19 protein-coding genes are annotated in these 26,165 nt (G+C 49.8%); 8 read left to right on the top strand and 11 right to left on the bottom strand.

Annotated features, from left to right (window positions below; genetic code table 11):
- Nucleotides 1–28: 28 nt before the first annotated feature.
- Nucleotides 29–952 (top strand): metal-dependent hydrolase, encoded by a 924-nt coding sequence (locus ABD836_RS13675; RefSeq protein ID WP_344936900.1) that lies wholly within the window; start codon nt 29–31, stop codon nt 950–952.
- Nucleotides 953–1,283: 331 nt separating this feature from the next.
- Here the strand turns inward: ABD836_RS13675 and ABD836_RS13670 are convergent, their stop codons facing one another.
- The 8 genes from ABD836_RS13670 to ABD836_RS13635 form a co-directional block, all read right to left on the bottom strand.
- Nucleotides 1,284–1,622, bottom strand: a complete 339-nt coding sequence (locus tag ABD836_RS13670; RefSeq protein WP_344936898.1) for a hypothetical protein — start codon at nt 1,620–1,622, stop codon at nt 1,284–1,286.
- A gap of 338 nt (nt 1,623–1,960) precedes the next feature.
- The gene (locus ABD836_RS13665; RefSeq protein WP_344936896.1) at nt 1,961–2,386 is read right to left on the bottom strand and encodes a hypothetical protein; all 426 of its coding nucleotides are present in this window, start codon (nt 2,384–2,386) and stop codon (nt 1,961–1,963) included.
- A gap of 112 nt (nt 2,387–2,498) precedes the next feature.
- Nucleotides 2,499–4,865 (bottom strand): TonB-dependent receptor, encoded by a 2,367-nt coding sequence (locus ABD836_RS13660; protein WP_344936894.1) that lies wholly within the window; start codon nt 4,863–4,865, stop codon nt 2,499–2,501.
- A 406-nt stretch (nt 4,866–5,271) separates the two neighbouring features.
- Nucleotides 5,272–6,147: an enoyl-CoA hydratase-related protein gene (locus ABD836_RS13655; protein WP_344936892.1), complete on the bottom strand. Its 876-nt coding sequence runs from the start codon at nt 6,145–6,147 to the stop codon at nt 5,272–5,274.
- A 37-nt stretch (nt 6,148–6,184) separates the two neighbouring features.
- A complete protein-coding gene (locus ABD836_RS13650; RefSeq protein WP_344936890.1) occupies nt 6,185–6,583 on the bottom strand; it encodes a hypothetical protein in 399 nt (132 codons plus the stop codon).
- 158 nt (nt 6,584–6,741) lie between these two features.
- The gene (locus ABD836_RS13645; protein ID WP_344936888.1) at nt 6,742–9,243 is read right to left on the bottom strand and encodes a TonB-dependent receptor; all 2,502 of its coding nucleotides are present in this window, start codon (nt 9,241–9,243) and stop codon (nt 6,742–6,744) included.
- 68 nt (nt 9,244–9,311) lie between these two features.
- Nucleotides 9,312–10,187 carry a metal-dependent hydrolase gene (locus ABD836_RS13640; protein ID WP_344936886.1) on the bottom strand — a complete coding sequence of 292 codons (876 nt, stop codon included), beginning with the start codon at nt 10,185–10,187 and terminating at the stop codon, nt 9,312–9,314.
- A 161-nt stretch (nt 10,188–10,348) separates the two neighbouring features.
- Nucleotides 10,349–13,066: a LuxR C-terminal-related transcriptional regulator gene (locus ABD836_RS13635; protein WP_344936884.1), complete on the bottom strand. Its 2,718-nt coding sequence runs from the start codon at nt 13,064–13,066 to the stop codon at nt 10,349–10,351.
- Nucleotides 13,067–13,491: 425 nt separating this feature from the next.
- Here ABD836_RS13635 and ABD836_RS13630 point away from each other — a divergent pair, with 425 nt between their 5' ends.
- The 7 genes from ABD836_RS13630 (at nt 13,492) to ABD836_RS13600 (ending at nt 22,320) form a co-directional block, all read left to right on the top strand.
- Nucleotides 13,492–14,610, top strand: a complete 1,119-nt coding sequence (locus tag ABD836_RS13630; RefSeq protein ID WP_344936882.1) for an NAD(P)-dependent alcohol dehydrogenase — start codon at nt 13,492–13,494, stop codon at nt 14,608–14,610.
- A 71-nt stretch (nt 14,611–14,681) separates the two neighbouring features.
- Nucleotides 14,682–16,328, top strand: coding sequence for a long-chain-fatty-acid--CoA ligase (locus ABD836_RS13625; protein WP_344936880.1), 1,647 nt, complete (start codon nt 14,682–14,684; stop codon nt 16,326–16,328).
- Nucleotides 16,319–17,752 (top strand): aldehyde dehydrogenase family protein, encoded by a 1,434-nt coding sequence (locus ABD836_RS13620; RefSeq protein ID WP_344936878.1) that lies wholly within the window; start codon nt 16,319–16,321, stop codon nt 17,750–17,752. Before ABD836_RS13625 ends, ABD836_RS13620 begins: the two co-directional genes overlap by 10 nt.
- Nucleotides 17,753–17,990: 238 nt before the next feature.
- Nucleotides 17,991–18,875, top strand: coding sequence for a metal-dependent hydrolase (locus ABD836_RS13615; protein ID WP_344936876.1), 885 nt, complete (start codon nt 17,991–17,993; stop codon nt 18,873–18,875).
- Nucleotides 18,872–19,360 carry a styrene oxide isomerase gene (locus tag ABD836_RS13610; RefSeq protein WP_344936874.1) on the top strand — a complete coding sequence of 163 codons (489 nt, stop codon included), beginning with the start codon at nt 18,872–18,874 and terminating at the stop codon, nt 19,358–19,360. The genes ABD836_RS13615 and ABD836_RS13610 overlap by 4 nt, the downstream gene beginning before the upstream one ends.
- Nucleotides 19,361–19,615: 255 nt before the next feature.
- On the top strand, nt 19,616–20,656 hold the full coding sequence (locus ABD836_RS13605; RefSeq protein WP_344936872.1) for a helix-turn-helix domain-containing protein: 1,041 nt from the start codon (nt 19,616–19,618) through the stop codon (nt 20,654–20,656).
- A gap of 86 nt (nt 20,657–20,742) precedes the next feature.
- The gene (locus tag ABD836_RS13600; protein WP_344936869.1) at nt 20,743–22,320 is read left to right on the top strand and encodes a hypothetical protein; all 1,578 of its coding nucleotides are present in this window, start codon (nt 20,743–20,745) and stop codon (nt 22,318–22,320) included.
- Between the two features lie 158 nt (nt 22,321–22,478).
- Here the strand turns inward: ABD836_RS13600 and ABD836_RS13595 are convergent, their stop codons facing one another.
- The 3 genes from ABD836_RS13595 to ABD836_RS13585 form a co-directional block, all read right to left on the bottom strand.
- On the bottom strand, nt 22,479–22,913 hold the full coding sequence (locus tag ABD836_RS13595; RefSeq protein ID WP_344936867.1) for a PaaI family thioesterase: 435 nt from the start codon (nt 22,911–22,913) through the stop codon (nt 22,479–22,481).
- Nucleotides 22,914–23,230: 317 nt separating this feature from the next.
- A complete protein-coding gene (locus tag ABD836_RS13590; protein ID WP_344936864.1) occupies nt 23,231–24,463 on the bottom strand; it encodes an iron-containing alcohol dehydrogenase in 1,233 nt (410 codons plus the stop codon).
- A 75-nt stretch (nt 24,464–24,538) separates the two neighbouring features.
- Complete coding sequence (locus ABD836_RS13585) at nt 24,539–26,092, bottom strand: long-chain-fatty-acid--CoA ligase (RefSeq protein ID WP_344936861.1); 1,554 nt, start codon at nt 26,090–26,092, stop codon at nt 24,539–24,541.
- Between the last annotated feature and the right edge of the window lie 73 nt (nt 26,093–26,165).

The following is a 26,165-nucleotide window of genomic DNA, read 5'->3' as shown; positions in this document are numbered from 1 at the left end:
TTATAGGCACTCGCAGCAGGGAGATGTTATGAACTACACCAGCGCAACAGAAACAGACACACACCCCATGGACAATTTCCCAGTACGACGACTGGCGTTCAATTTCGACAATATTCAACTAAAAGACCCCTTATGGAGTCGATCGAGTCGCCAGTTTTCAATGTTCATAAACGCACTTGGCGTGCATGTGCCACACTTTGAGCGTTATCTGGTAAAAACCATGCTGGAAGCGAAAGATAAAATAAGCGATGAAAAATTAAAGCATGATATGGCGGCCATCACCGGCCAAGAAGCTCAACACGCTAAGAACTTTCTGCACTGCAACAAGTGGCTGGCAAAGCGATACCCCAAAATTGCCAAACTAGACGACGGCGCTCGCAAGTTTTTTGATTCGCACATCAAGTCCGACTCACTCAAACGTAAAGTAGGGTATACCGCTGGCTACGAAACATTCACCTTTTTGGCCGGCCTCATTGTGCTAGAAAATTACGATCACTGGATGAAAGACAGCGATCCCGTCATGAAAGCACTATGGGTATGGCATCAAGTTGAAGAGGTCGAACACGGCGCCGTGGCCTTTGAAGTATACAAAGACCTTTACGGTGACGACGAGTGGTACCGCAAGTGGATGGTACTCGCAGCACTTGTCCACATCGCCAGTGAAACGATTAAGTGTTACACCACAATGACGGTAGTAGAAGGCTACTGGCGTAATCCCTTACGCGGCATAAAAGAAATGGGATTTTGCGGCTATTTGCTAGTTCGCTTTCTAATAAGTGCACTGCCGGTGTTTAAACGAAATTACCACCCTCGCAGTCACAAGCTGGTTACCGGCAAAAAAACCTCGATCCAAATCGCCTGGCGCCGCTACGAGAAAGCCGGTGGCGATGTACTATCTATCAACCATGACAAAATGGCTGAAATACTCGGCGTGGCCAAGCCGACATCATAGACTTATGAGCACATCTAATACATAAGTAAAAGCAGCCAGACAGTGAGTCATGGCTGCTCGATTTTCAATAATGATCTCGATCGCATCATCTGATTCGCCGCTGGATATTTCATCCTGCCGATTCATCCAAAAACGGTTCACGCTACATCGAATAAGAGGCCGCCGCTTTTAAAACAAGAAAATGAGCTTTCATTCTGGTAACAAACAGGCCATAACAAATGCTGACTCAGATGAAACTCAGTAGATTTATCCACCACCTTAACGATCAAACTAAAGGGCCGACTTAACCGGCCCTAGCAAGGAAAACGATTGGCTTCAGTGATTAGATTCACTACCGCGCATGAACACCTAGGAGTAGTTTTTTCGGATCGCCTCCAGCCTTGTATGTTGCAAATAGGATATACGGGAAACTGAACATTCCGCCCATAACAATACTGAGAAACCCAAATACATACGCTTTAGTGCCAGCCGCTTCGCGCCAAACAACCCATGTAGCAAGTAAGAACAAGTGGATCAAAAAATCTATATCAAACTGACTCCGCCACCCAAGCGCGAGTACGTCTTCTATAGCGACCGCCGGCCAGTTCAGTCCTTGGCCTAATGAAGCTATAACCGTAATTACGTATATCGCTACAGTCGAGACGAGCAAAAATGTTCTTAGAATTTTCATTATATCTACCCCTTGAATAACAGCGTATTTTTAGAGGAAATTATAACTTTTAACGACCTTAATAACACACGATTTGTGCCGCTGATTATTATCAGATCAAGGGGAAACATAAACCGTAAACATTACTTCCTCGGCTATTTGTCCTGAGAGAAGAATAAAGCGAATTCCGCTCCGACAACACATAAAAACAAGCTACCGGCAGCCATGAACTGACCACCAGTAAAGAGGCCAGGTCCAGATCGCTTGGCCCAGCAAAGCCGATTAAGTCAGGCTTGAAATCGCAAAAAGCCTATTTGCAGTCAAATTCTTGCGCTCTGACCAAATTTTTTATCAGCAAACTAAATAGGACTTACCGTCAATAAATCAACCGGAGATCCTACTCCGGAATGATATTGCTCTGCATCCAAGCCTGAAACGCTGCCAACAAAATCAATCAAAATATAAATTCGGCTAGACAGTAATTCAGACACGACTTCCCCTGAAGACCCAAAAGCCGACAATGACCCAGGATCGATGGGTAGCATTTCAATGCTGGGCGAGCCGTTACTTAAAGCCGAAAGACTACCCCAAACCGCCAAGGAATCCACAGGCAGCGTATCTAAGCCAAAACTAGGTATATTACCAGCGGCCATACTAGTCAACAGACCACCGGCTTGATTTATCACCCCCATTACGGGAACCCCCACCCCCGCCGAAGACTCAGCAAAACCAAAAGACGGCAACACCATTATTCCAGCTAAAACCATTTTCTTAATATTATTCATAACAGTTAAACCCTCATATTAATTTTTAGAATATATTTTTATCAACATCACTTTAGAATTGATAATTGTAGACATCGCATTATTACTAAAACTAACCCCCTAACTGCGTACATTAAAACTCGTATTTTAGCTTCAGACCGTAGGTTTTAGGATCACCAAAATTACCGTGCACACCGTAGTCATTTTCAGTTAACTGAGCATAATACTGCTCATCTTTGATGTTGTTTATGTAAGCACTCAGTGTTAATCCCTGAGGCTCATAAATCCAACTAATTCGAGCATCAAAGAGCTCATACTGGGGCTGTCTCGCGCGAGGATTATTCGACGCTGTAAAGAAGTAGCTATCTTTAAACGCGTAGCCTACGCCAATTTCCAGATCACCAAATTCACCCATGCCAATAAACTGATTGATCGACACGTTAGAACTGAATTTTGGTGAGCGTGGCACTTCGTTGCCAGAAAAGTCCCGCGCGGCAAAACCGAGTCGAGACGATGGGCCGTAGTAAAGTCCGGTTTCTTCGTCATAACCACGCCCTTCAAGAAATTCGGCGTATTCCGACTCGATATAGCTCGCGCCACCAGAGATCGCTAGACCCGGATTAAGGTTCGGAAGTGGCTGATAAAGCAAATCTAGCTCAACGCCTTCGGTAACTGTTTCACCGGCGTTATAGAAGGTAACAATGGCACCCGAAGTTAAGCCTGCAATAGCGGTAATATCGTCGTCGGTAACCGTCTTAAAAATAGCAGCATTGAGACGAAGCGTGCCATCCAAAAGCTCTGACTTCACCCCTAACTCCACCGCAGTTGTCGCTGACTTATCAACAGCATCCGGCTCAGAGAAGAAATTCAATATATTATAGGTTTGGCTCTTGTATCCGCGAGACCAAGACGTATAAATCTGAATATCGTCATTTACGTAATATTGAAGCGCAAAGCGTGGGGCTATTGACTGATCTTCTAACTCAGGCACATCAAACACCGCAATATTAATATTCCTACTTTTATCATCGCCGGCAAAATACGATTTTGGCGGCGTACCAAATGCGGGGTTAATCGCGTCGAAGTAGTTACCGACTAAGCCTCGTGTCTCTTCCTGATAGCGCACACCAAACGTTGCGTTAAGCCGATCAGTAAACGCAAAGTTTGTCTCGGCAAATACAGAATCAGATTCAATGGTGATTTTTCCACCCGTTTCTAGATAAACCGGCTGAGATACCAAATTAGTGAGTAAGTTACCTAATAACGCAGGAACCCCTACCGCGTCGGTAACCAAGCTGGTTGCCAAAGCCGGCGATAGCTCATAGAAAAACCGATCAAAGCCGCCGCCACCTTCCAAGTGATAGTAGCCAGCAAGCCACGACAAGCGATCGGACATCCAACTTTCTGAGTTCGAACTAAATTGCAGTTCATAGGTTTCTTGATCTATGGGTTCGTCGTAGGTAAAAAAGCTCGTCCGCTGCTCATCGCTGCCATCGTAATCAGTCACTGCTTCAGACGTATGCAAATGCTGATCAGAGTAAATAAACTTCATGTCGACAGGCCCAGCGGTGCCCTTAACGATAAGCCCCAGCAGTTCTGATTCTGACCTTACCAGCCCGTATTTGTCGTTCTCAGCAATACGGTCAGGCGTTGAGGCCTCGCCCGTCGTCAGACCTGTAGCGACTATGTTCTCATTGCGAATTGCATCAACAATTTGCGAGTCGGACTTTTGGGCAATACCGGTTATGCTGAAATTTTCACCAATGTACTGAGTCAGCTTGAGACGATAGCTTTCGGTGAAGTCTTCACGCGTGTCTGAATGGCTCACACCCTGCACTTCTGTACCGCCAGTGGGTTCGCGCTGATTTGCATAATAGGCAAAGCTCACCCCAAGACTGTCTGTGAGGGCTGCGGCGACATAGGCCTGCGCATAACGGTCGTCGTAGTTACCGACGCCATATGTCAAAGCGCCTTCGTAGCCTTCTGCAGGAACGGCCTTAGAAACAATACTGATAGCGCCGCCCGTTGCACTGCGACCATACAAGGTGCCCTGAGGCCCTTTCAACACTTCGATACGCTCTATAGGACCAATCGAATCCTGCGAGCCGTGGCCAGATGCCAGGTTAATATCATCAACGTAGGTCGCAATACTGGGCTCGGAATTAGGTAGGAAGGACTCACTACCAATACCACGCAAGTAGATAACGGTATAGCCGTACATCTTAGTAAACGTCAGTCCAGGAGTGATTTTTTGCAAATCCGCCGTCGTCTCAACACCGAGCGCCTCCAGTTTCTCACCACTCATTGCTAGCATCGTGATGGGGACATCTTGTGAGTTTTCTTCTCTTTTCTGGGCGGTCACCACCACTTCTTCGAGTAGTCTGCTGTTGGCCTGCGCGAAATTGGGCACGGCCAGAATACTGAGAACTACGCCTAAGGACTGCGCCGCTGCATACGGCTTTAACACTCGCGCTTGCGAACCATTATTTTTTGTAGTCATTAATTTCATTGGGGGTCAATTTCCGTGTTTCGACGCATTATTTCGGATCAAACCGATGCATAAGTGAAAACAATCAATTCACGATACAGACTAGGGCCTACACGGGTGATACAACCCCTCGCTTTTAGTGGTAGTAACTTCCACCATAATCGGTAGTCAATCCAGTGGTGTGAAACAACCGAATCTTATTCGACACAGAATTCACCATAGAAATATCGCCATAAGGCCCGGCGACGGCGAAGTCCGACGGAAATTAACTAAGGACTTAATGAAATCGTTATTTTGAGTGAATATTGATGGCGGAGATGCCGATACTAAGTACTAGCTACCTCAAATCCTTACGTGGGGAGCGGCAATACCACTGCAGTATTGCCGCATTTTATCTATAGACTGCTCTACTATGAGACTAAATGATTTCGCGAACGCCGTCGTCGGCAATGCCGAACAGATTCCGATCATCTGCCATTGGCGCGTGAGTCGGCGTGGCTTTCTTTGCCTTGGCCGCAAAGCATTCGTTAATATCGTCGCCGGGGAAAGCGCCAGATTGCCACGCGGCGGTATAACGCAAGCTCGCCTCAACGCCATGCTTTTGAGTGAATTTAATCAATTCCTTTGCGCCGCGAACCGCTACCGGCGAACGCTTAGCAATACGCTCAGCCAAGCCGATCGCCATCTCACTAAGCTCCTCAGCATTCTCGGCAACACGGGATACAAAGCCAATATCTTTGGCCTCATCGCCACTCAATGACCGGCAATCCATCAGCCAATCGGCAACCACCCCGTAAGGCAACATCACCGCCAAACGCTGCACAGTGCCAAGATCTGGAACAAAACCCAGGTCCATTTCAAGTGGCGTTAAGCTCGCATTTTTTTCTGCCAGGCGAATATCCGCAGCGCAGACCAAATCCAAAGCGCCACCGATACAAGCACCTTGTATTGCTGCTACCACAGGCAATGGGCTGTTCTCGATACATGAAATAGAATCTTGAATCGATAATACGGTACGCCGCATATAATCGGCCTTACGTGACACATCTAGATCTTGCGCTACTGATTTAAACGCGGTTAAAACTGACAGATCGATACCGGCGCTAAACATGCTTCCTTCAGAGCGAATCAAGATACAGCGCACGTCGTTTCGTGACTCAGCGTATCTCACCGCCAATGGAAGCTCTCGCCAGAACTCCCGAGTTAGGCAATTTCGTTTTTCTGGCCGATCAAGAACGATATGGCCGACCAGTGATTCGACCTCAAATCTAAAATTAAAAAACTCGGGAATCATCTCTACCTCTCATTAGTAACGATACACATCAATTTATCTAGGGGAGTATTAAATCTAATCCGACGAAATCTAAGCTAGGTCCGCCATTTAAGAGCATATCAACAACCGGAAGAAGCAAGTCCGCATCGAGTGGCCGCGCGCCCGTTAAGTTAGGATTCGATAAAACAACTGGAATTAATCCATTTACAATAAGTAGTCCACCGTCAAGATCACCGACCACCGGCAGACCGCGACCGTCAATCACTGGCAAACTACCGAGTATCGATAAGTCACCAAGAAGCGGCAGGCCGTCCAACGGTGCGCTCGGCATACCAAGTGAGCCACCGCCCAAATCTAGACTTCCAATGATCGGCAGATCGATAGCAAGCGATACATTCGCTACGCAAGTCGCACAAGCAATCACTGCAAATTTCTTAATTTCTCTAAAATTCATCATTCTCTCCTAATCTTATTATCTAAATAGAATCACGCTTAAAAAATAGCAATACCACGCAGTGGTAAAAAGGCCGGGAACCCCAACTGCTTAGAGCTCCCGGCAAAAGCAAACTACTCAAGAGACGCTTTCTAAAACACTGCACTTATCGCCCAGTATTTTTAGTACCGATACGTTACCTCTAAGCCATATGTGCGTGGTGAACCCTGCTGGTAGTAGTCAAAACCAAATGCCGCTTGCAGGTTGATGGCGTAACCATCGTATTCGGTTTCCGTTAGGTTTTTACCCCACAAGGCGACAGTCAAACTGCCGTCATCGCTGTACCAAGATAGACGGCCATTAATAAGGGCGTAGGCATCTTGGCGAATATGCTCGTAACCATTCTTGTCGTTATAAGCGCTATACCACTGTTCGTCTTGGTAATTGCCGTTTAAGTTCATACTCAAGTAACCATTGTCAGTTTCGAGAATGGTGTAATCTATTGACACGTTCGCGCTGATCTTTGGGGCGGAGATCAGTTCGTTACCTGCTAAATCAACAACATCGTCATCGTTATTGATTGTTTCAACGTTAGCCAAAACAAGCTCGGTATACTCAGACGTTAGAAGACCGAGACCAACTTGCACCGTAAGGTCCTTAGTCACCGCAAAGGCCATTTCCGATTCAACACCATAGATCTTCGATCCACCGGCGTTCTCGAGGAAGTTAGACACACCAACAACATTAATAAACTGCTGGTTGGTGTAATCGTAATAGAACGCGGCAGCGTTAATTCGCACACGCTGATCGAAGAGATCAGACTTCATGCCGATCTCATAGGCATCAAGAAATTCCGGTGCGGCGTAGGCATCATCAAATTCTCGCTCTTCATAATACACACCAGCATTAAAGCTACCGGCCCTGAAACCGCGACTGTAAGCACCGTACACCATCAGATCATCACTAAAGCGATAGTCTAAACCGATCTTGCCCGTCCACTCGCGCTCGTTCGCTTCCAGCGGCGTAACAGAATCTTGAGTATATGGCCCATGGGTGTATCCCGTTTGTGTCGTCAACAACACGTCTTCTAAACCAAGACGCCCACTCAACAAACCTGAGACTAACTCGCCAATCTCTAACGGGCTTTGTCCTGCAACGTTTACGGGAACGAAGATATTATCAACACCGGTTGTATTACCCGGCGTATATGTTCCTCTTGGGCTGCCGTCATAACCAACTCGCGAAACATTCAAGTAAGTAAGGTCAACACGGTCATGGGTGTAGCGAATACCGATATCCATGCCTAAGCGGGCAGATATATTCCAGCGCATTTGCGAGTACAGGGCGTAACTGGTTTTCTCAGTGTCCATCTTCTGATCGATAGCGCCGTAATCAAGTAAGTATGGGTAGTAACCTGTCACACCTGGGAAAGTCGCTGCCGCACGAATATCGGGCGGGGTCTCGTAGATGCTATACACATTATTTAGCTGCATATCTTCGGTCGCATAATAGGCACCGGCGATAAGATCAAAATCTTCAGCAAAGGTCGTGGCGAAGCGCAAATCTTGGCTAAAGGCTTGAGTATCCACCGACCAATTAATATGCAACAAACTGTCTGGGCCGCCATCAACATCTTGGAGCTGCCGATAAGACGAATCCGCAAAGGAAGTGATCGCCGTCAGGGTAAACGCATCATCAACATATTCAATTTTGTTGACCAGCATATCGGATTCTACAATTAGCTCACCCGTGCCGTTATCTTGTACTTCAAAGCGATCCAAGTTTTGTGCCGGGCGAGAATAGCCGGTGTTATCGATATAGCCATTATTGGGGTGACTACTCACCCCCACCCCACTAGTACCAATCACCGTCGCCAACTCAGGATTTTTAGACAGATCACCGCGCGGTTCATTGCGCGCAGGGCTGGCAAGCGCGTCGTTGCGCGCTGAGGTGTATTTAAAGACCATATTCGTTTGGTCAGTTAAATTAAAATTTAAGACCAAACGCGCCGCCTGAAAATCCTGCTGGGACAAATCCGCGCCACCCAGCTGATTCTCATAGAAACCATCGCGCCGAGAGTAGGAATAAAATAGGCGGGCCGCCATAACGTCTTCGATTACTGTGCCTTCCACCCCATAGTCGCCGGTATGGCCGTTGTAATTCCTAAGCCCCTGCTTGGCAGTAAAACCAAAATCATCACCTATCTGCGGTGTTTTGGTGACAATATTGATTGCGCCACCCGTGGTGTTTTTGCCGTAAAGAGTTCCCTGCGGTCCGCGCAAAACCTCGAGCCGCTCAACGTCGAAAAAACTCATGCCATGGGTGTATACCGCGCCCATATAGGCCTCGTCGGCATAGACACCAATGGGGCTTGCCTGATTCGAGCTGTAGTCAGACATACTGACGCCGCGAATAGAAAAAATAGGCTGTACTTCACCGTAGGGACCACTGACCTGCATATTAGGCACTTGGGCGACAATGTCGTTGGCGTTGGAGAAACCGAACTTTTCCAATGCCCCTGACGACATACCGGTGATAGCGATCGGTGTATCCTGTGTACTAGCGGATACCTTTTGCGCCGTAACAATGACCTCTTCAAGCTGCTGAGCAACACTTAGTGACGACATCATTAGCAGCGATACTGCAGGTACCGCTTTAAAAACCTTATATCTACTTATAGTCATTATTAAAATATCCCAATTTTTATGTTATTTTGAATAAACAATAAATTTACACAGAATACTAAGCGTCCCTACACACCTCCTTTCGGCTGCATAAGATTATTTGTATCTAAATAAACAAAATCACCTTTACTTTCTTCATACTCTTTAATCCACTCATCGCTCCACTCGGGGTCTTTAATGTCGAGTGGGTGGTGCCATGGAATAAAACTGTGTATCAATTCTTTTGCAACCCCAAACAAAAACCCACCGCTATACCTCATAAGATTAACGCGGCTTTTAAAGCTAGCCCAATGACCATCTTTTTTCATCATGGCGATATATGCTTTTCGGCTGTATTTCATGACATGTAAAGCCGCAAAAATAGTGCCGTATATGCGATAGAAATAGCCACCGTACAGATCTTCATACGCATCAAAAGCCGCGCACTTATGTTCTATCTCTTCCACAAAATGCCATAGCACAAGTGACGCAACGCGGGTATCTGAGCCTGCGAACAAATATTCGCGATTGTTAATCAACCAATGTCCAAGTGCTAGCGCCATAGACTCAAAGCCCGCGGCGTAGGCCAAGTTAAACTTGGGGCTTCGCTGTCGATCAAACAATTCAAAATCCCTTGCCATCTCTTCTTCAATCACTGCGAGTTCTTCGTAGCCACTTGCCTTTAGCACATCGTTAAATTTTTTGTGCTGCTGATAATGCTGCGCCTCTTGGCCAATATACTTCTTAACTTCTTCAATCAAACGCTCGTTTGTAAAATTTGGCAGTGCCTTGCGCATGGTGCGAATTAAATAAGGCTCGAGGTAGGGCATTGCCAACGACGCGCCATTCACCATATAACTCCATTCCGGCCGCAATGGGTTCCATTTAACATTGATGTCATCATCAAAACTAAAGGGCATACGCCGAACAATAAGCTCAGGTCGTATAGAATTATCTGCTGCCATCGGAAATCCCTATTCAAATATTACGATGCAGCAACTGTATCTCCGCCAGCGGTATTAGTTACCACCAAAACCCGCCATCACGGCCGCCATTGATTCTGGTAGTAAAACAAAACCGGCCAATTCATACCCGCATTAAACTCTCCTAAGTAAGCGCGATGCATTCAAATCAATCTTAGTTGCCGTGCAATATTTACCGCCGACGTTCGATTGCTTGCATGCAATTTTCCGTAGAGATTTTTTAAATGCCAAGCAATGGTGTTTTCGCTAAGTGACATTGCCTGCGCTATTTCGCGATTTTTCAAACCTTCACCAAGATAGCGCAGCAATGCCGTGTCTTTCGCGCTGAGCTGCTCAACGGCATCCATGTCACCGGCTTGCACTAATGCCCCGACCTCTGGCACCGCAAAGCGATTTTTCAAACGCGATATATAAGCCGCGTCTCCAGACCAAGTCACACTTTCCTGCATTGAATCCCATGCTTTAAGCGCTTTGCACAGCATTGCGATCAGTTCATCACCGAGTCCGCAGAAACTGCGTAATAACATACCCTCGGACGCGAGGCCGATGGCCTGAGCCGCTTTCCGCAATGCTGTTTTATGCTTGCCGCTCTGCTCGTAGCTTACGGCCTCCAACATGGTTATTTTTACTAGCTCAAGTACTCGGCTCGCCCGCTGCGCCTTTTCAGCCAGCTCGGCGAGTACGGTCAAGGCTTGCTTGTTAACGCCCTGACGCTGCTCTAGCAACACCACACTAATACCTCGGTGATACTCGATATCTGACCAAACCAGCGCAATGCTTCCGCGCTGGGAGCGGATCTCAGCCAACTTATCAAGCTCTGCAACTATTGCAGTAACCGCACCGATATTATTTTGCCTAAGCAGTAAGATCACCCGCTCGCCCAGCATACTGGCAATCACCCGGTCATAACCTTCCCGACAACCGTAAGACTCGCCCTGCGCCAGAATATCTAATGCAACTTCCAGCGCGCCTTCATCCGCAGCAATCCGCGCCGACGTGAGGTAAGCCGCAATTATCGGTTCTACCGTTACGGATTCTTTTTCCAACACAGCATGCAGCGGCAAGTAACGTTTTGCCTCGTCGAGCTCACCCCATTCATAGTGAATCTCTGACAGCAGTGCATCGGCAACTGAAAACCGCATCAGAGGATCATCGACCATCGTCGCGGCAATACGCATGGAATGCTCATACTCTGCCCTCGCTTGCCGCAGACGGCCATCGAGACGATAAGCCATACCGCGAAATATTCGTCGATACGCCAAGGCCAGCAAGTTCATTTGATCGCCGCCCGACTCTACTTTCACTGCAAGTCGATGGGCCTCGTCGTGATGGCCACTGCTAAACAGTGCATACACCAAACACGCGGTCTGAACATTTCTAAAAATATTTGATGCGTCAATATCTTGAGGACTGTAGCGCTCACAAAGCTCAACCAGCTCATCGTAACGTCCACGACACACTTTAATTACGCAGTTCAGCGCATCCAACTCGAGCTCAATATCATGTTCTTCGGATTCCCGAAGGGAGGCGGCGCCAGCAGAATCGATTTCACTGAGGTAATGGGCCGCAGCCTCACGCGCGCCCTGAAGGGCATAGCTCCAGCTCAATGTCAGCAGTAACTTAGGGCGTGTTTTTACAATGTCTACCGGAAGCTGTGCAATCCAACCAGCTGCCGGAAGCAGCTGATTGTGGGTCATTATTTCCAGACGGAAAAACTCAATTGCGCGAACAACCTTCTGCCAACTCTGCGACTCAAGCGCGTGGAAAATTGCCTCTTGGTAGTTCCCTTCTTCGTAGCTGCAATCGAATGCTAGCGCGTGTATTTCTGTAATTCGCTGAGGCGCGATCTCTGCAGAATGGGCCCTGAGAAAGCGCAAGAACAACTGGTGAAAACGGTGCGCTTTGTCTGTATCCAACGGAAATAGAAATTGGTTATAGCCGAGCGACTCCGCCACAACGCTGCGACAGTCGATGTGCAAGTAGTCGCACAACGCTTCCGTGATGACATTGAGCTGAGCCAGCTCCAGCAAGCACATCCAGCGCTGCGGACTGCAATCAGCGTGCACCTCAGTCTCAAAATAGGCCCGGCAAGCATCAACAAAACGCTTATGCTCAAGCACTTCAGGCTTAAAGAGGCTATCGAGTTCAACGCTCTCGCAGTATAGATTGAGCGCGAGCGGCCAGGCGTCGATCTGCGAGAGTAATAAGTTAACTTGATCCCCCGGCAGCTCAATACCATAACGCCGTTTCATCAGGCTTGAGGCCTCAAGTAAACTCAAACGAAACGCTTCCTGCGGAATATGGCAAAGCTGGCCGTAGGGTCGGAGGCGCTCGAAACAAGGCGGCAAAATAGCGCGACTGGCAAACACAAACTTTATCTGTTGATGGGTATTTTCAACAATATCGGCCAACATCGCCAGCGCGTCGGCGTCCATTGCATGCTCAAGATTATCAAGAAACAAAACGGCATCTTGCTTAGCGGTGTGCAGCTCATTAATCAGTATTGATACAACAACACTAAGCTCAACACTATCACTGGCCGACATCAAGGCTTCAGCGGCTCGCCCCGCACCCGGTATGGCATGCTGCGTGGCCTGCGCAATCGCTTTTAATAACATGCGCGGCTCACTATGCTCAGCCGAAAGTGCAAACCACGCAACGCTCTGCTGCTCAGCGACCAGTTCATAGAGTTGGGTCATGACACAGGATTTGCCGTAGCCCGGCGCAGCCTCAAGATAAACCAACTTTTTAGGCGACTTAAACAAGGCGTTTAAGGCATCTTGGCCGCACTCGCGGCTTACAAGTTGCGCGGTGTCCAGCAAGGGCCGAAAATGTGAAAGCGTCGCCACTGAGCTCTGCATCGTGTTGTTCCACTGTAATTATTATTGCCGCTAAGGCTTGAACGGTCGATATCTGCCATCAGCAAGCCGTCGAATCAGTAGCGGAAAGAATCCAACTTCAACGCACCAGCGCAATACCGGCACCCATTGGGTCTTTTGGTGGAAATTAACCTGTTTACCACACATCAAGTACCACCATTTATGGTGGTTTATGCTACCACCATTATCGGTGGCCAGTAAGCTCAGGCATCCAAGCACCCTTCACCTCTAGTTTTCACATCGCTACCAATTGCTATCCCTTACGCAAAACACGTGGTAGCAGGCAACTACCATTGCGACCACAAGCCATTATTTCTAGTGGTCACCACCTGCATCTGTTCTGGTGGTGCCTAACAAGCGGCACTCTCTTACTGTGGTCTCAGAATTTTAAAAATAGCGAGATAAGCATGTCTGAGTCATTTACCGCGACGGCCGCTGTAGCACATTCGGGTGTCGAGCAATTTACATTACAAGCCATTGAATTTGCGCCACTGCAAGGCGACGAAGTTATCGTCGAGATCCACGGCGTGGGCATTTGCCACACCGATGTTGTGGTGAAAGCTGAAGTGACAGAGTTCCCTTTCCCGGCGATACTTGGCCACGAAGGCGCGGGCATTGTTACCCGAGTCGGCAGCGGTGTTAACCGGGTAAAAGCCGGCGATCACGTTATTGTCTCATTCGGCTCATGCGGCGACTGCGCCAGTTGTTCGGCCGATCAGCCCTCTTATTGCCACCACATGCCAGAGCTTAATTACTTTGGTCTACGCGCTGACGGCAGCCCTGCCATTACCAGCGAAGGCAAGGTCATTCACTCCCATTTTTTTGGCCAATCATCCTTTGCTAGCCACGCACTCAGCAATGAACGCAATCTGATCGTTATCGACAAAGACTTACCCTTAGAGCTGATGGGCCCAATAGGTTGCGGCATTCAAACTGGCGCGGGGGCGGTGATGCGCTCACTAAACGCCCAAGCGGATCAATCTATTTTGATCGCCGGTGGCGGCGCGGTCGGCTTGAGCGCGGTCATGGCCGCAGCCATTCGCAACTGCAAACAAATTATAGTTATGGAACCCAACGCCGCGCGCCGCAAACTGGCGCTGGAACTTGGCGCGACCCATGTAATTGATCCCACTGAATCGCCAGACCTCGCTGAGTTTATTCAGCAGCTTAGCCCAGCCGGCGTCGATCTTTGTGTTGATACCACCGGTATTCCCCCGGTTATTAGCGCTTTACTCGCTGCATTAGCGCCCCGCGGCACACTGGGCATTGTCGGCATTACCCCGCCGGATACGCCACCGCCCGGCGATCTAACAATGATCATGCAGCGCGGCCTAACCATAAAAGGCATCATGATTGGCGACACCGACTTGGCGGAATTTATCGGCGAACTGTTGCAATACTATCGAGCGGGCAGCTTCCCCATCGACAAATTAGTAACACGCTACCCTCTCAGCGCGATCAATGAAGCGATGAAAGATCATATGGCCGGCGACTGTATAAAAGCGGTACTGCTACCTCGCACTTAGGCATCGCGCGCAATGGCTTTTGCAATTAAATATTTATCTTTATTCACTATACGTATTCACAAGGAGACACCATGCAAGGGTTAATGATGGACGCACCTCTGCTGACCTCGACGATTCTTGATCATGCCGAGCGCTGGCATGGCGAACAAAAAATCGTATCCCGCCTACACGACGGCAGCATTCATTCCTATACGTATAGCGATGCGCATACCCGCACAAAGAAAATGGCTGCTGCACTCACCGCCCTCGGCGTTGAGCAAGGCGACCGGGTAGGCACCCTAGCGTGGAATAATTTCCGCCATTTTGAACTGTATTTTGCGATCTCCGGCATGGGTGCGGTAACTCACACCATTAACCCGCGCCTATTTGAGGAGCAAGTTACCTATATCATCAATCACGCCAGCAACAAGGTGTTATTTGTTGACCTAAGTTTTGTCGGCCTCGTTGAAAAAGTCATTGGCAACTGCCCCAAGGTAGAAAAAATCATCGTTCTGTGCGAGCAAAACGAAATGCCAACAGACAGCCCAATAGCGGATCTAATTTGTTATGAAGCACTCATCGCGGCGCAAACCGGCGACTACGTCTGGCCAGAGTTTGAGGAGCGAACCGCCGCGGCACTGTGTTACACCTCCGGCACAACCGGCAACCCCAAGGGCGTTTTATATTCTCACCGCTCCACGGTATTGCAAACCATGGCCACCGTCGCGCCCGACGTGCTTAATATCTCGGCCTGCGACAGCCTGCTGCCGATTGTGCCCATGTACCACGTAAACGCCTGGTGCCAGCCATTTGCCGCCGCCTTAGTCGGTGCAAAATTGGTCCTTCCCGGTGGCGGTATGGACGCCGCGAGTATTTATGAGCTCATGGAAACCGAAGGCGTTACCCTCTCTGCTGGCGTACCCACCATCTGGTTAATGCTGCTGCGCTACCTTGCTGAGAACAACAGCAAACTCACTACTGTCAGCCGCGTTTCCGTCGGCGGCTCCGCCTGCCCACTCAGTATTATCCGCGACTTCGATACCAAGTACGGCGTTAATGTAATTCAAGCCTGGGGCATGACCGAAACCAGCCCCCTCGGCACCGTTGTTGCGCCGAAACCCGAGCACGCCAAACTCGACGCCGAGACTCGCTACCAAGTTCAATCGACCCAAGGCCGCCCAGTATTCGGGGTGGATATTCGCATTGTTGATGACAACGGTACTGAGCTCGCCAGAGACGGTGTGATGTCTGGGCACCTGCAAGTGCGCGGCTATTGGGTATGCAGTGAATATTTCAATGTGGACATGGACAGCCCGCTGGAAAATGGCTGGTTCCCTACCGGCGACATCGCCAGCATCTCCACTAGCGGATTTTTACGTATCACAGACCGCGCAAAAGACTTGATTAAATCAGGCGGCGAATGGATTAGCTCCATTGAATTGGAAAATGCGGCGACATCCTTAGCTGGCGTCACCGAAGCCGCCGTGATCGGCGTCAGTCACCCGCGCTGGGATGAGCGCCCCTTAATGCTCATCATCGCCAACGACAGCACACTAAGCAAACACGATATTCTTGCGCACCTTCAGGACAAGTTCGCCAAATGGTGGCTGCCAGAGGATGTACTGTTTGTTGACGACATTCCCCACACCGCAACGGGAAAAATTTCCAAACTTAATTTGCGTCAACAGTATCAAGATCACTTTATGCAAAATAACAACGAGGAATCCACATGCGCGTAATCGACAAGTTTTTTATCAATGGCGAATGGGCGACGCCGAATGGCACAAACACCATTGATGTCATTAACCCAGCCAACGCCAGCGTCTACGGCCGCATACCTCAAGGTACCGCAGCAGATGTAAACAGTGCAGTCGCTGCAGCAAAAGCCGCTTTTCCTTCTTGGTCTAAAACACCAACCGCCGAGCGCTCCGCACTGATTCGTGCCATTGCCCTAAAAATGCAGGAGCGAATCCCCGAAATCGCAGAAACCATCGTGGCCGAACAAGGCTCGCCGATTGGTTTTGCTAGCCAAGTACAAGCAGGTCTGCCCTCATTGGTAATGGAGTCCTTCGCGGATTACACCTTTGAAATGGATCACGTAGAGCAAGTTGATCACTCTATGGTAGTTCGCGAAGCCATCGGCGTGTGCGGACTCATCGTACCGTGGAATTACCCACTGCAACTGCTGGTAACCAAAGTTGCGCCCGCACTTGCCGCAGGCTGCACCATTGTTATTAAGCCCTCGGAAGTTACGCCGTTTAATGCCTTTATGCTGGCAGAAATAGTCCACGCGGCGGGATTACCGCCCGGCGTACTGAACCTCGTTACGGGTTACGGCGCCGACGTTGGCGAAGCACTCTGCCGACACCCAGACGTCGACATGATTTCCTTCACAGGTTCTACTGCTATAGGCAAACGAATCTTAGCCATGGGCGCTGATGACGTTAAACGCGTCTGTGTTGAGCTCGGCGGAAAATCTGCAACCGTTGTCTTAGAAGACGCCGACATCACCGCCGCCATGACCGGCAATGTCGTTCAGGTGATGTCCAATAGCGGACAAACCTGTTTCGCCCTCAGCCGCGTATTTGTCCCGGCAAGTCGCTACGACGACGCGGTAGCCGCCGCAAAAGCCGTTGCAGAATCTTTAGTGGTCGGCGACCCATCAAATGAAGCTACTCAAATTGGACCGCTGGTATCACTGGCCCAACGCGAACGCGTACTTGGCTACATAGCAAAAGGCATTCAGGAAGGCGCGCGCATGGTAACCGGGGGCGGTGACATGCCAGAGGAACTCCGCCAAGGCTTTTATGTAAAACCCACCGTGTTTGCCGATGTACGCAACGACATGGTTATTGCGCGGGAAGAAATCTTTGGGCCTGTCATCTGCTTAATACCCTACAACACCGTAGATGAAGCGGTAGCCATGGCCAATGACAGCCCCTATGGTCTGGCTGCCTCGGTATGGTCAGCTGACACAGACAAAGCCGTCGCTGTTTCACGACGCTTAATCGCCGGCCAAGTGTTTATAAACGACGCCGAATTTAATATGCGCGCGCCCTTTGGCGGTTTCAAACAATCGGGCAATGGTCGCGAGCTCGGTTCAGAAGGGCTACGTGAATACTTTGAACTCAAAGCCATACACATGCCGACAGCAAGCGCATAATTTTTCCGCCTAGGGTCTTGCCTATGCACCTTCCCTGCCAGCGCCCACTATCGGCGCTGGCAGGTTTTTTCAACACGCACAACAAAGTTCAGAGCATGAGCTAAAATGTTCAACAGGACGCTAAAACCTCATTCCACCGAATATGGTAGTTAGACAAATACGGCAATTCTGGTGGTACTAAGCCAGCACAGTATTTTTATAGTAAAGGCTCAAGAGTCTTTACTGCGCGGAGAGCGCCATGACCACATATAAAAATGAAAAAAGTACATTAGTCGTTAGGCGCATGCCATTTAGTTTTGACAATAACATCAATGTTCACTGGAACGCTGCCCGCCCCGAGTGGAGCTATATGGTTAACGGTGCCTCTTTGGTAATGCCCTATCTTGAGCCCTACTTAATTCGCACGATGAAGCAGGTACTGCCAAAGCTCACAGACCCGGCGCTCATCCAAGAAGTAAAAGACTATATTGGCCAAGAAGCACAGCACTACCAACAGCACAGAAAATTTAACGATATCATCAAGTCGAAGGGTTACGATGAAATCAGTGTGCTAGAACAGCAAATGCTCGACGAGTACACCCACTTTGAGAAAACCAAAAGCTTAAAATTTAATCTTGCCTATGCTGCCGGCTTTGAGTCTATGGCCTTAACCGTTGGCCACTGGTTGATCAAAAATCGTGACTACCTCTTTGGCGGGTCCGACTCACGGGTTGCGTCCTTGATACTTTGGCATTTTGTGGAAGAACTCGAACACAAGTGCGCCGCTTACGACGCCTACCAAGCGGCCTACGGCAACTATTGGAGCCGCCTATACGGAACATTGTTCGCCGCATTACATGTTATGAAGTTTAGTCGCCGCGGCTATATTTTCATGATGAAAAAAGACGGTGCCTGGCGCAACACCCGCAATCGCCTCAATATTATCAAATACAACCTACGGTTTATCACCGGCGTATTACCAAAACTCATCCACTCCCTACTTCCGAGCCATCACCCAACAGATATCGACGACCCGCAGTGGAGTAAAGATTGGGTTGCAGTCCACGAAAAAAATAACGCAGAGCTAGCTCACTTAGACACAAATAACTTGTTGACACCTATGGGTGCGGGATTTAAAAAATGAATGAAGAAATGCTAAAACACCAACGCTTTTTGGTTATCAACGGCACAATGATTTTACTTGCGGCATTTATCCTCGGCTTTGGATTTTTGTTCTTTATTACCGGCGAAATAAGCCTTTGGCCCATTCCAGGTAAAATTGAGTACCAAATGCCAGGCACCTACGATGCATGGCGTATGGCGCACATGGAAGGCATCGTTAACGGACTCATGCTCTGGCTGATTGCGGCGCTGCTACCGGTATTCTCAAGCTTTGTAAAAAATATAAAATGGCTTGTCATCATACCGCCTATCATCTCTTGGTCGATTGTCATCGCCTCAAGCTTTGACCCGCTATTTCCTGAGGCGCGCGGACTATTATTTGATGCCAGTACAAATCTAATGAATGACATCGCCTTCCTTATTTTCTACCCCGGCGTTCTGCTTAGCTTTGTCTTTGTAATCGGGATTCTTGTTGCCGCACGGCGGCACGCGAAGAAGGCGTCATAGCTCGCAGCACGATTACCAAGCCTCACTGACCTTTAAATAACAACTTATTCCCCGCGCCTAGGCACCATAACTAATTTAACAATAACTAGGCGCGCGGCCACCTAAATTGTCACCCCTCCTGCTGTATCTCGGTAAAAACCAAGATAGCGAAAATACCCTTCAGTGATACCGAAACCTTGTCCCGCCACAACTTCCTGAGTACTATCCTTAGCTCTCAGGGACTTTTATCATTTATGGCCACATCGTGTATTCATTGTGCAATTAATTGAATTAGAACAGCTCGGCGGCCGCCTAATAAAGATGCTCAGGCACTTGCTGCAGGAGCGCTACCCAGAGGTCGACTGCGCAGAGCTGGGCCGGCGCTGTAATCTTAGCGAGGAGTGGTGGCTCGCCCAGGGCCACAATAAACTGGTAAGCGCCTTGATGCTGCTAACCTCGGCTCGCGACTTTGGTGCGCCAGCGATTGCGCTGGAACTAGGCGATTTAGCTGAACTCAGTGATTTGGGCCTGCTCGGCTACGCCATGCTCACCGCTGCCAATTGCGAGCAAGCCACCAACATCAGCTGCCACGCCTTTAGTGATGCCAGTTTTTTAGTGCGGGCCCGTCTTGAGCGCGCAGAGCAAAACGGCCTTATTTGCTTTCAACTTACCGAGAATGCGCTACCTATCGAGCAACCCATTATGGAGTTGTGCAGTGTCGCGGCATGGCGTTATGTGCAAGGCATATTACCCGAGGGCCGCACGGCGGTGCCTGATTACGTGACGCTCAGTTGCAGTGCGCCAGATCACGCCGCTCGATATAGCGAGTTACTGGGCTGCCCGGTGCATTTTAATTCGACGCGCAATACCATTGCCCTCCCACTGCACTGGCTAGAGCGCCCTATCCCCAGCGGTAATGAGCAACAACTCATTGCCTGTTCGCACCACGTTCAGCAAATACTCGGCGAGAGTTACCGTAGTACCGGCATCGTGCCCCAGGTAAAACGTCTGCTCATGGCTCGCCCGCAAGACTGCGGTTTTAAATTAGAAAACACCGCCAAGTTACTGCGCTTAAGCCCCCGCAGCCTGCGCCGCTATTTAGAACAAGCGGGCAGTAGTTTTCGGCAGATCTGTCTTGATGTACGCATGGAGCTGGCTCGCGAGTATCTTTACAACACGCGCATGAGCCTAAAGGAAATCGCGTATCAACTGGGGTACAAGCACCCTAGCAATTTCAACCGCGCGTTTACTGATTACTACAAGAGCTCACCACTGGCCATGCGCCGCGCTCACTACGCGTCATTTCAGCAAGTTTAAGCGGCCTTGGCATAGCGCGACATATTTGGCGCCAAGCGCCCTACTGTTCTCCCGCACAAGCGCCCAAAATATCTGCTTTAGCCGTTTTGTGGCCACGGCTATGTGCTAGGCATTTTGGAAAGAGTTTACGTATAAACACAGCTGACAACACACCTATCCTCGTCGGCGTAAGCCAACGCACCTATCGCGATACCGGTAACGTAGAACGCACGCCCACCGACGCCCTGCACGATGTGTTAGAGCTGGCGCTGCAAAACAGCGGCCGTGGCGAGGCGCTGCGCGGCGTCATCGACGCCTTATGCACCGAACCCAGCTTGCTAGAAGTGTCAGCCGAGCTCGGCGCCTTAATCAGCCGCTTTCCCGGACCGGAGCTTGCCAAGCGCCTCGGACTTAAATCCGCCGATTGTTTAAAAGCCCCAGACGGTGGCAACGGTCCGCAGATGCTAATAAACCATTTCGCCAAAGAGCTACACAGCGGCCAGCGCCGCGCAGTGGCCATTTATGGCGGCGAACTCACCGCCAGCTTTAAAAATTTGCTTGGCGGCGGGGGCGACATCAGCCATTGGCGGCGAGGCGCCGAGGGCGGAACCTTACAGCCTTGGCCCGACCGCGCGGGCACGCACGCCGAAGAACTTCGCCACAATTTGTGGCTGCCGACGAATATGTACGCGCTGTTTGAAAACGCCCTGCGTCACCGCTATGGCCACAGCTTGAGCGAACACCAAGCCCATATGGGTAAAATCATGCAGGGCCTTAGCGATACCGCTGCCGCAAATCCAGATGCTTGGTCTTACCAACGACCGCGCAGTGCAGAGCAATTGGTAAGCTTTGCCGAGCGCAGCCCCTGCCTCGTCCTGCCGTATAACAAATACCTCTGCGCCCAAATGAATATAGACATGGCCGCCGCCGTCATTATGACCACGGTGGGTACCGCGCGGGACCTTGGCATCAACGAAGATCAATGGATTTATCTCAACGGCTGCGCCGATGTAAACGAAGTCTGGTACGTGGCCGAACGCAGTGACATATCGCGCTCCCGCGCCCTCGCTCTTGGCGGAGAAACTGCACTGGCGCGCGCGGGCTGCAGCATGGATGATATTGCCCTCATGGATATCTACAGCTGCTTCCCCTGTGCAGTGGAAATGGCCTGTGAATCACTCGGTGTAGACCCTTTCGGTCATCGTCCCCTCAGCCTCACCGGCGGACTGCCCTACTTTGGTGGTCCCGGTCACGGCTATAGCTTACATGCGGTAGCGACATTAGTTGAGCAACTGCGGGAGCGCCCAAACGACAAGGGCCTTATTACTGCCAACGGCTGGTATATGACCAAAGAATCGATTGGCGTTTACAGCGCAACACCAAGCCACACCCAGTGGGAACGCGGCGACGATGCGCCACTGCAAGCGCAAATAGATGGCCAAACCCACCCGAGCATTGACGACAAACCCAGTGGCAACGGTCGTGTCGATAGCTTCACCGTGGTTTGCGACAGCAACGGTCCCCAGCAGGGCATTATTATCGGTAGCCTAGACAACGGCGCCCGCTTCCTTGCTCACACCGAACGAGACGACGCCCTGTTTACGCATCTAATGAGCGAAGACATTATTGGTCAACGCGGTGTGGTAAGCAGCAGCGAAGAGCACAATTTATTCCGATTCAATTAATGCATAGAAAACAAATAAGGGCCGGATTTGAGTGAAATGCGGGCGCTAGAAAATTCTGATTAATCTTGAATTCGCTAGCTTCTTCTCACACTCAATAAGCAACAGAAAACCACGGCTTATGCTACTCAACTAGGAAGTAACGCGGGGCAATGAGCTTGTTATACATAACCCGCTGCGTCGACTAACGGTAACTTACCTCTTACAAATATTCCGTTGCCGCGGCCAATCTCTCTATCTTTAGCATCATAAACTACAGCCTCTGCAATAAATTGAGAGTTATTCTTGTTTACCACCTTTCCAATCGCTTTCATTTTTCCGGAAGCTACTGGTCTCGTGATATACGTAGTAAAAGATGTCGTTAATACAAAGAATTCTTCTTCCAATGAATTCGCCGCAAAGAAAGCCGCGTCATCTAGCATTTTAAAATAGACAGAACCATGCACACCGCCAGCAGAGTGATGGTATTTCTCTGACAACTCAATCTCAATGACTGCCTCGCCCTCGGAAACCTCCATGACTGGCTCATAGATTTTATTAACTGGCGCCGCGGCATACATGCTTTCAAGGCGACTAAAATGTGTCGGTTTTGTCATTCAGACGATTCCTTATTTGTTAAATTCACAACAGATTTATTTAGGAGACTAGCGCTTCCTAGCACCTTGGCCGCCCTATCAACGTACGGATTTCGACATCAGCTAAAAGTCAAAGAAATTCAATTTTAATCAAACGTCTTCTAATGGATAAGGCGATCGAATCTGCACTTCAGCTGTAGCGGGCCTAGTTGCTTTATACGCCTGCAAGGCGAGTAAGCAACGTTATAGCGGAATATAATCGGTGGGGTTGGGGCTAGGCTGATGCCGTTTAGGCAGTCGAAAAATTTCCTTTCCAACTGCCTACGCCCCGACAAACGCTATGCAAGCGCTGCTGCACTTTCGCTGCTGCTTAACAAGGTTCGCAAGATTGTTTGGCATTCATTACGGCTCATCAAGATAGCAACGGGATAGCCAGCGCCTTCCTTAACTGCTGCAGCTGCTATGGCAGGAATATCTTCTTCGCGCAAGGTATCCAACTGCTCAGGAATGCCTAGGCGTCGATTTAAGTCGGCAACGGCCTCAATGAATTTATCAGCGGCTTGTTGATCGCTGTCGCTGCTACCGGCAACCTCAATCAGGCGCCCGAGTTTAGCCAATGGCGCCTGCGCAGCCTTCGCCATAAAGCGCAGCACTTCTGGCATAACAAGCGCATTCGCCAAGCCGTGTGGCGTGCTGTAATAACGACCTAATTGATGCGCGATAGCATGTACATTGCCCACCCCCGCGTCATTGATCGCCATTCCTGAGTAGTAAGCGGCAATCGCCATTTGCTCTCTGGCGACTGCGTCGCTACCGTCGCGATAGGCGCGGGGCAGGTGTTCAAAAATCATTTTTACTGACGCGTAACCATAGCCGTCACTGGTGTCGGTACCCCAAAGACTGATGTAGGTTTCAATGGCATGGGTGAGCGCATCCATTCCGGTTGCGGCCGTTATGGCGGCGGGCATACCAAGGAGTAGATCGGCATCCAGCGCAACCGCTTTTGGCAGCATTTTGGGGTCGGCAATAAAGCATTTTTCGTGGGTCTTTTCCTCAGAAATAACCGCTGCAATCGTTGCCTCTGAACCAGTGCCTGATGTTGTTGGCAATACGAACAGCGGCAGTGGCGCCTGCTTAACTTTAAAATAGCCAACTAATTTCTTTGCGTCGCGGCCGTTAGTAGCGGCAGATGCGATAGTTTTAGCGCAGTCTATTGATGAACCGCCACCAATCGCCAATACCGCATCGCAGTCGTACTGGGCCTGCAGAGCCAAGCCAGCGTCGACCATACCAAAAGTCGGGTCAGGCAGAATGCCGTCATAAATAGTGCAGCTGACACCTTCCTCGGTGAGTACGTCTACCGCGCGAGCAACGATACCCAAACTAACCAGAGGCTTGTCGCTCACCACCAGTACTTTGCGAATGCCCTGGCGCGCCATATGACGACAAAGCTGTGCAGTGCTGCCTTGGCCAGTAAATGCCATATAAGCCAACGACGGCATCAATTTAAAAGGAATAGCGATCAACGCCAAATAGCTGCGCTGTAAGAGGGTTCTAAAAAACTTACTCATTGTAAACTCCATTTGGTCAACGACCGAAAATCACGTCAAGTGTTGCGATAACACGCGCTGCGCGCGTGCCTAAGGCTACGCTGTCTCGCCTTGGTATTTGGGTACGATGCTTGCCCGCAGTTCTTTCTTCAAAATTTTACCGCTGGGGTTTCTCGGCAGTGCTGTCACGTATTCCAAGAGCTTGGGCGTTTTAAAACCAGCCAGCGTCTCGCGGCAGTGACTAATCAATTCGTCAACGGTGATCTCGCCTTGGTCGCCCGCCACCAATACCGCTAAAGGCACCTCGCCCCATTTCGCATCAGGAACACCAATCACCGCAACATCAGCGATTTTAGGGTGGCTCATGAGTACGTTCTCGATTTCTGCTGGGTAGATGTTTTCACCACCGGAAATAATCAAATCCTTTACGCGATCTTTTATAAACAGATAACCGTCGTCATCGAGATAGCCCGCATCGCCGGTGTGCAACCAACCGTCGACTAAGGTCTTAGCGGTGGCTTCTTCGCACTTCCAATAGCCTTTCATAACCTGGGGGCCACGACCCAAAATTTCGCCTACTTCGCCGGTAGCTAGGGTATTGCCCTTGTCGTCGACTATACGCAGTTCAGTGCCAAACACCGCACGACCACAGGAGCGCAGCAATTCTGGCTTACCTTGCAGGGCGCGCATATGGTCTTCATTAGTGAGAAAGGTCAACGCCGTAGTGGATTCAGTTTGGCCGTAACCCTGATAGAACTCGCAGTCGAACACGTCTAAGCAGCGCTTAAGCAAGTCCACCGAGATCGGTGACGCGCCGTAGTTTATCCACCGCAGATTACTAAAGTCGTATTTCTCAATATCGGGCACACAGGCCAAAGAGAATTGCAGCATAACGGGAACGACCGAGACATAGGTAATATTGTCGTTAGCCATGGTATCGATCATGCCCACCGGATCGTAATCGCGATGTAAAACCAGATCGCAGCCGTAGTAAATTGCCATTAAGGCGCCGACTAAACCAAGCGCGTGAAACGTTGGCGCAATGATTAACGCGCGGTCGCCAGCGCGGGGCGCGCGGCCCGTAGTAATTGGTGCCTGGATACTATTGCAGATCAAATTGCGGTGCGTGAGCAAAGTTCCTTTGGGCAAGCCCGTGGTGCCGCTGGTGTACATTTGGAACAATACATCGTCACCCTGAATATGCACCGGCGCCGGTTCTGCCGTTTCGACTAGCCAGTCATTTAAACTCGGCGCGCCATCGACATCACCAACAATGGCGATCTGTTCAATACCGGCCAGATAACTGCCTATTAGCGGGCTAAATTCCGCGTCAACAAACAGCAAGCGTGCGTCGGCATTTTCGGCGATAAAACCAACCTCATCGGCAGTTAATCGATAGTTTATGCCTACAGGCACCACCCCCGCCCGGGCGCAACCCAAGAAGATCAGCAGGTTATCCAAGGAGTTTTTTGCCAAAATGGCTACTCGATCATCCTTGTTAATACCGCGCGCCTGCAAACTGGCGGCGACCCGGCCCAATTTGTGCCAAGCCTGCGCATACGTCAGTTTCTGGTCTGCATCGCTGCCAAAAGACGCCTCAGGCCGCATTTTTACTTGAAAGGCGAGGTAATCAACAAAACTGTCAAACATTTACTTATTCCTCTTTTTATCGTCGGGCGGGTCGCGGTAGGGCCAAGTTGCAGGAAAACTGCGCTGGCAATGA

It is taken from the genome of Zhongshania borealis (genome assembly GCF_039539625.1).
Lineage (GTDB): Bacteria > Pseudomonadota > Gammaproteobacteria > Pseudomonadales > Spongiibacteraceae > Spongiibacter > Spongiibacter borealis.
Note: the sequence above shows the minus strand (reverse complement) of the source record. Positions and strands in the feature narration are given on the sequence as shown.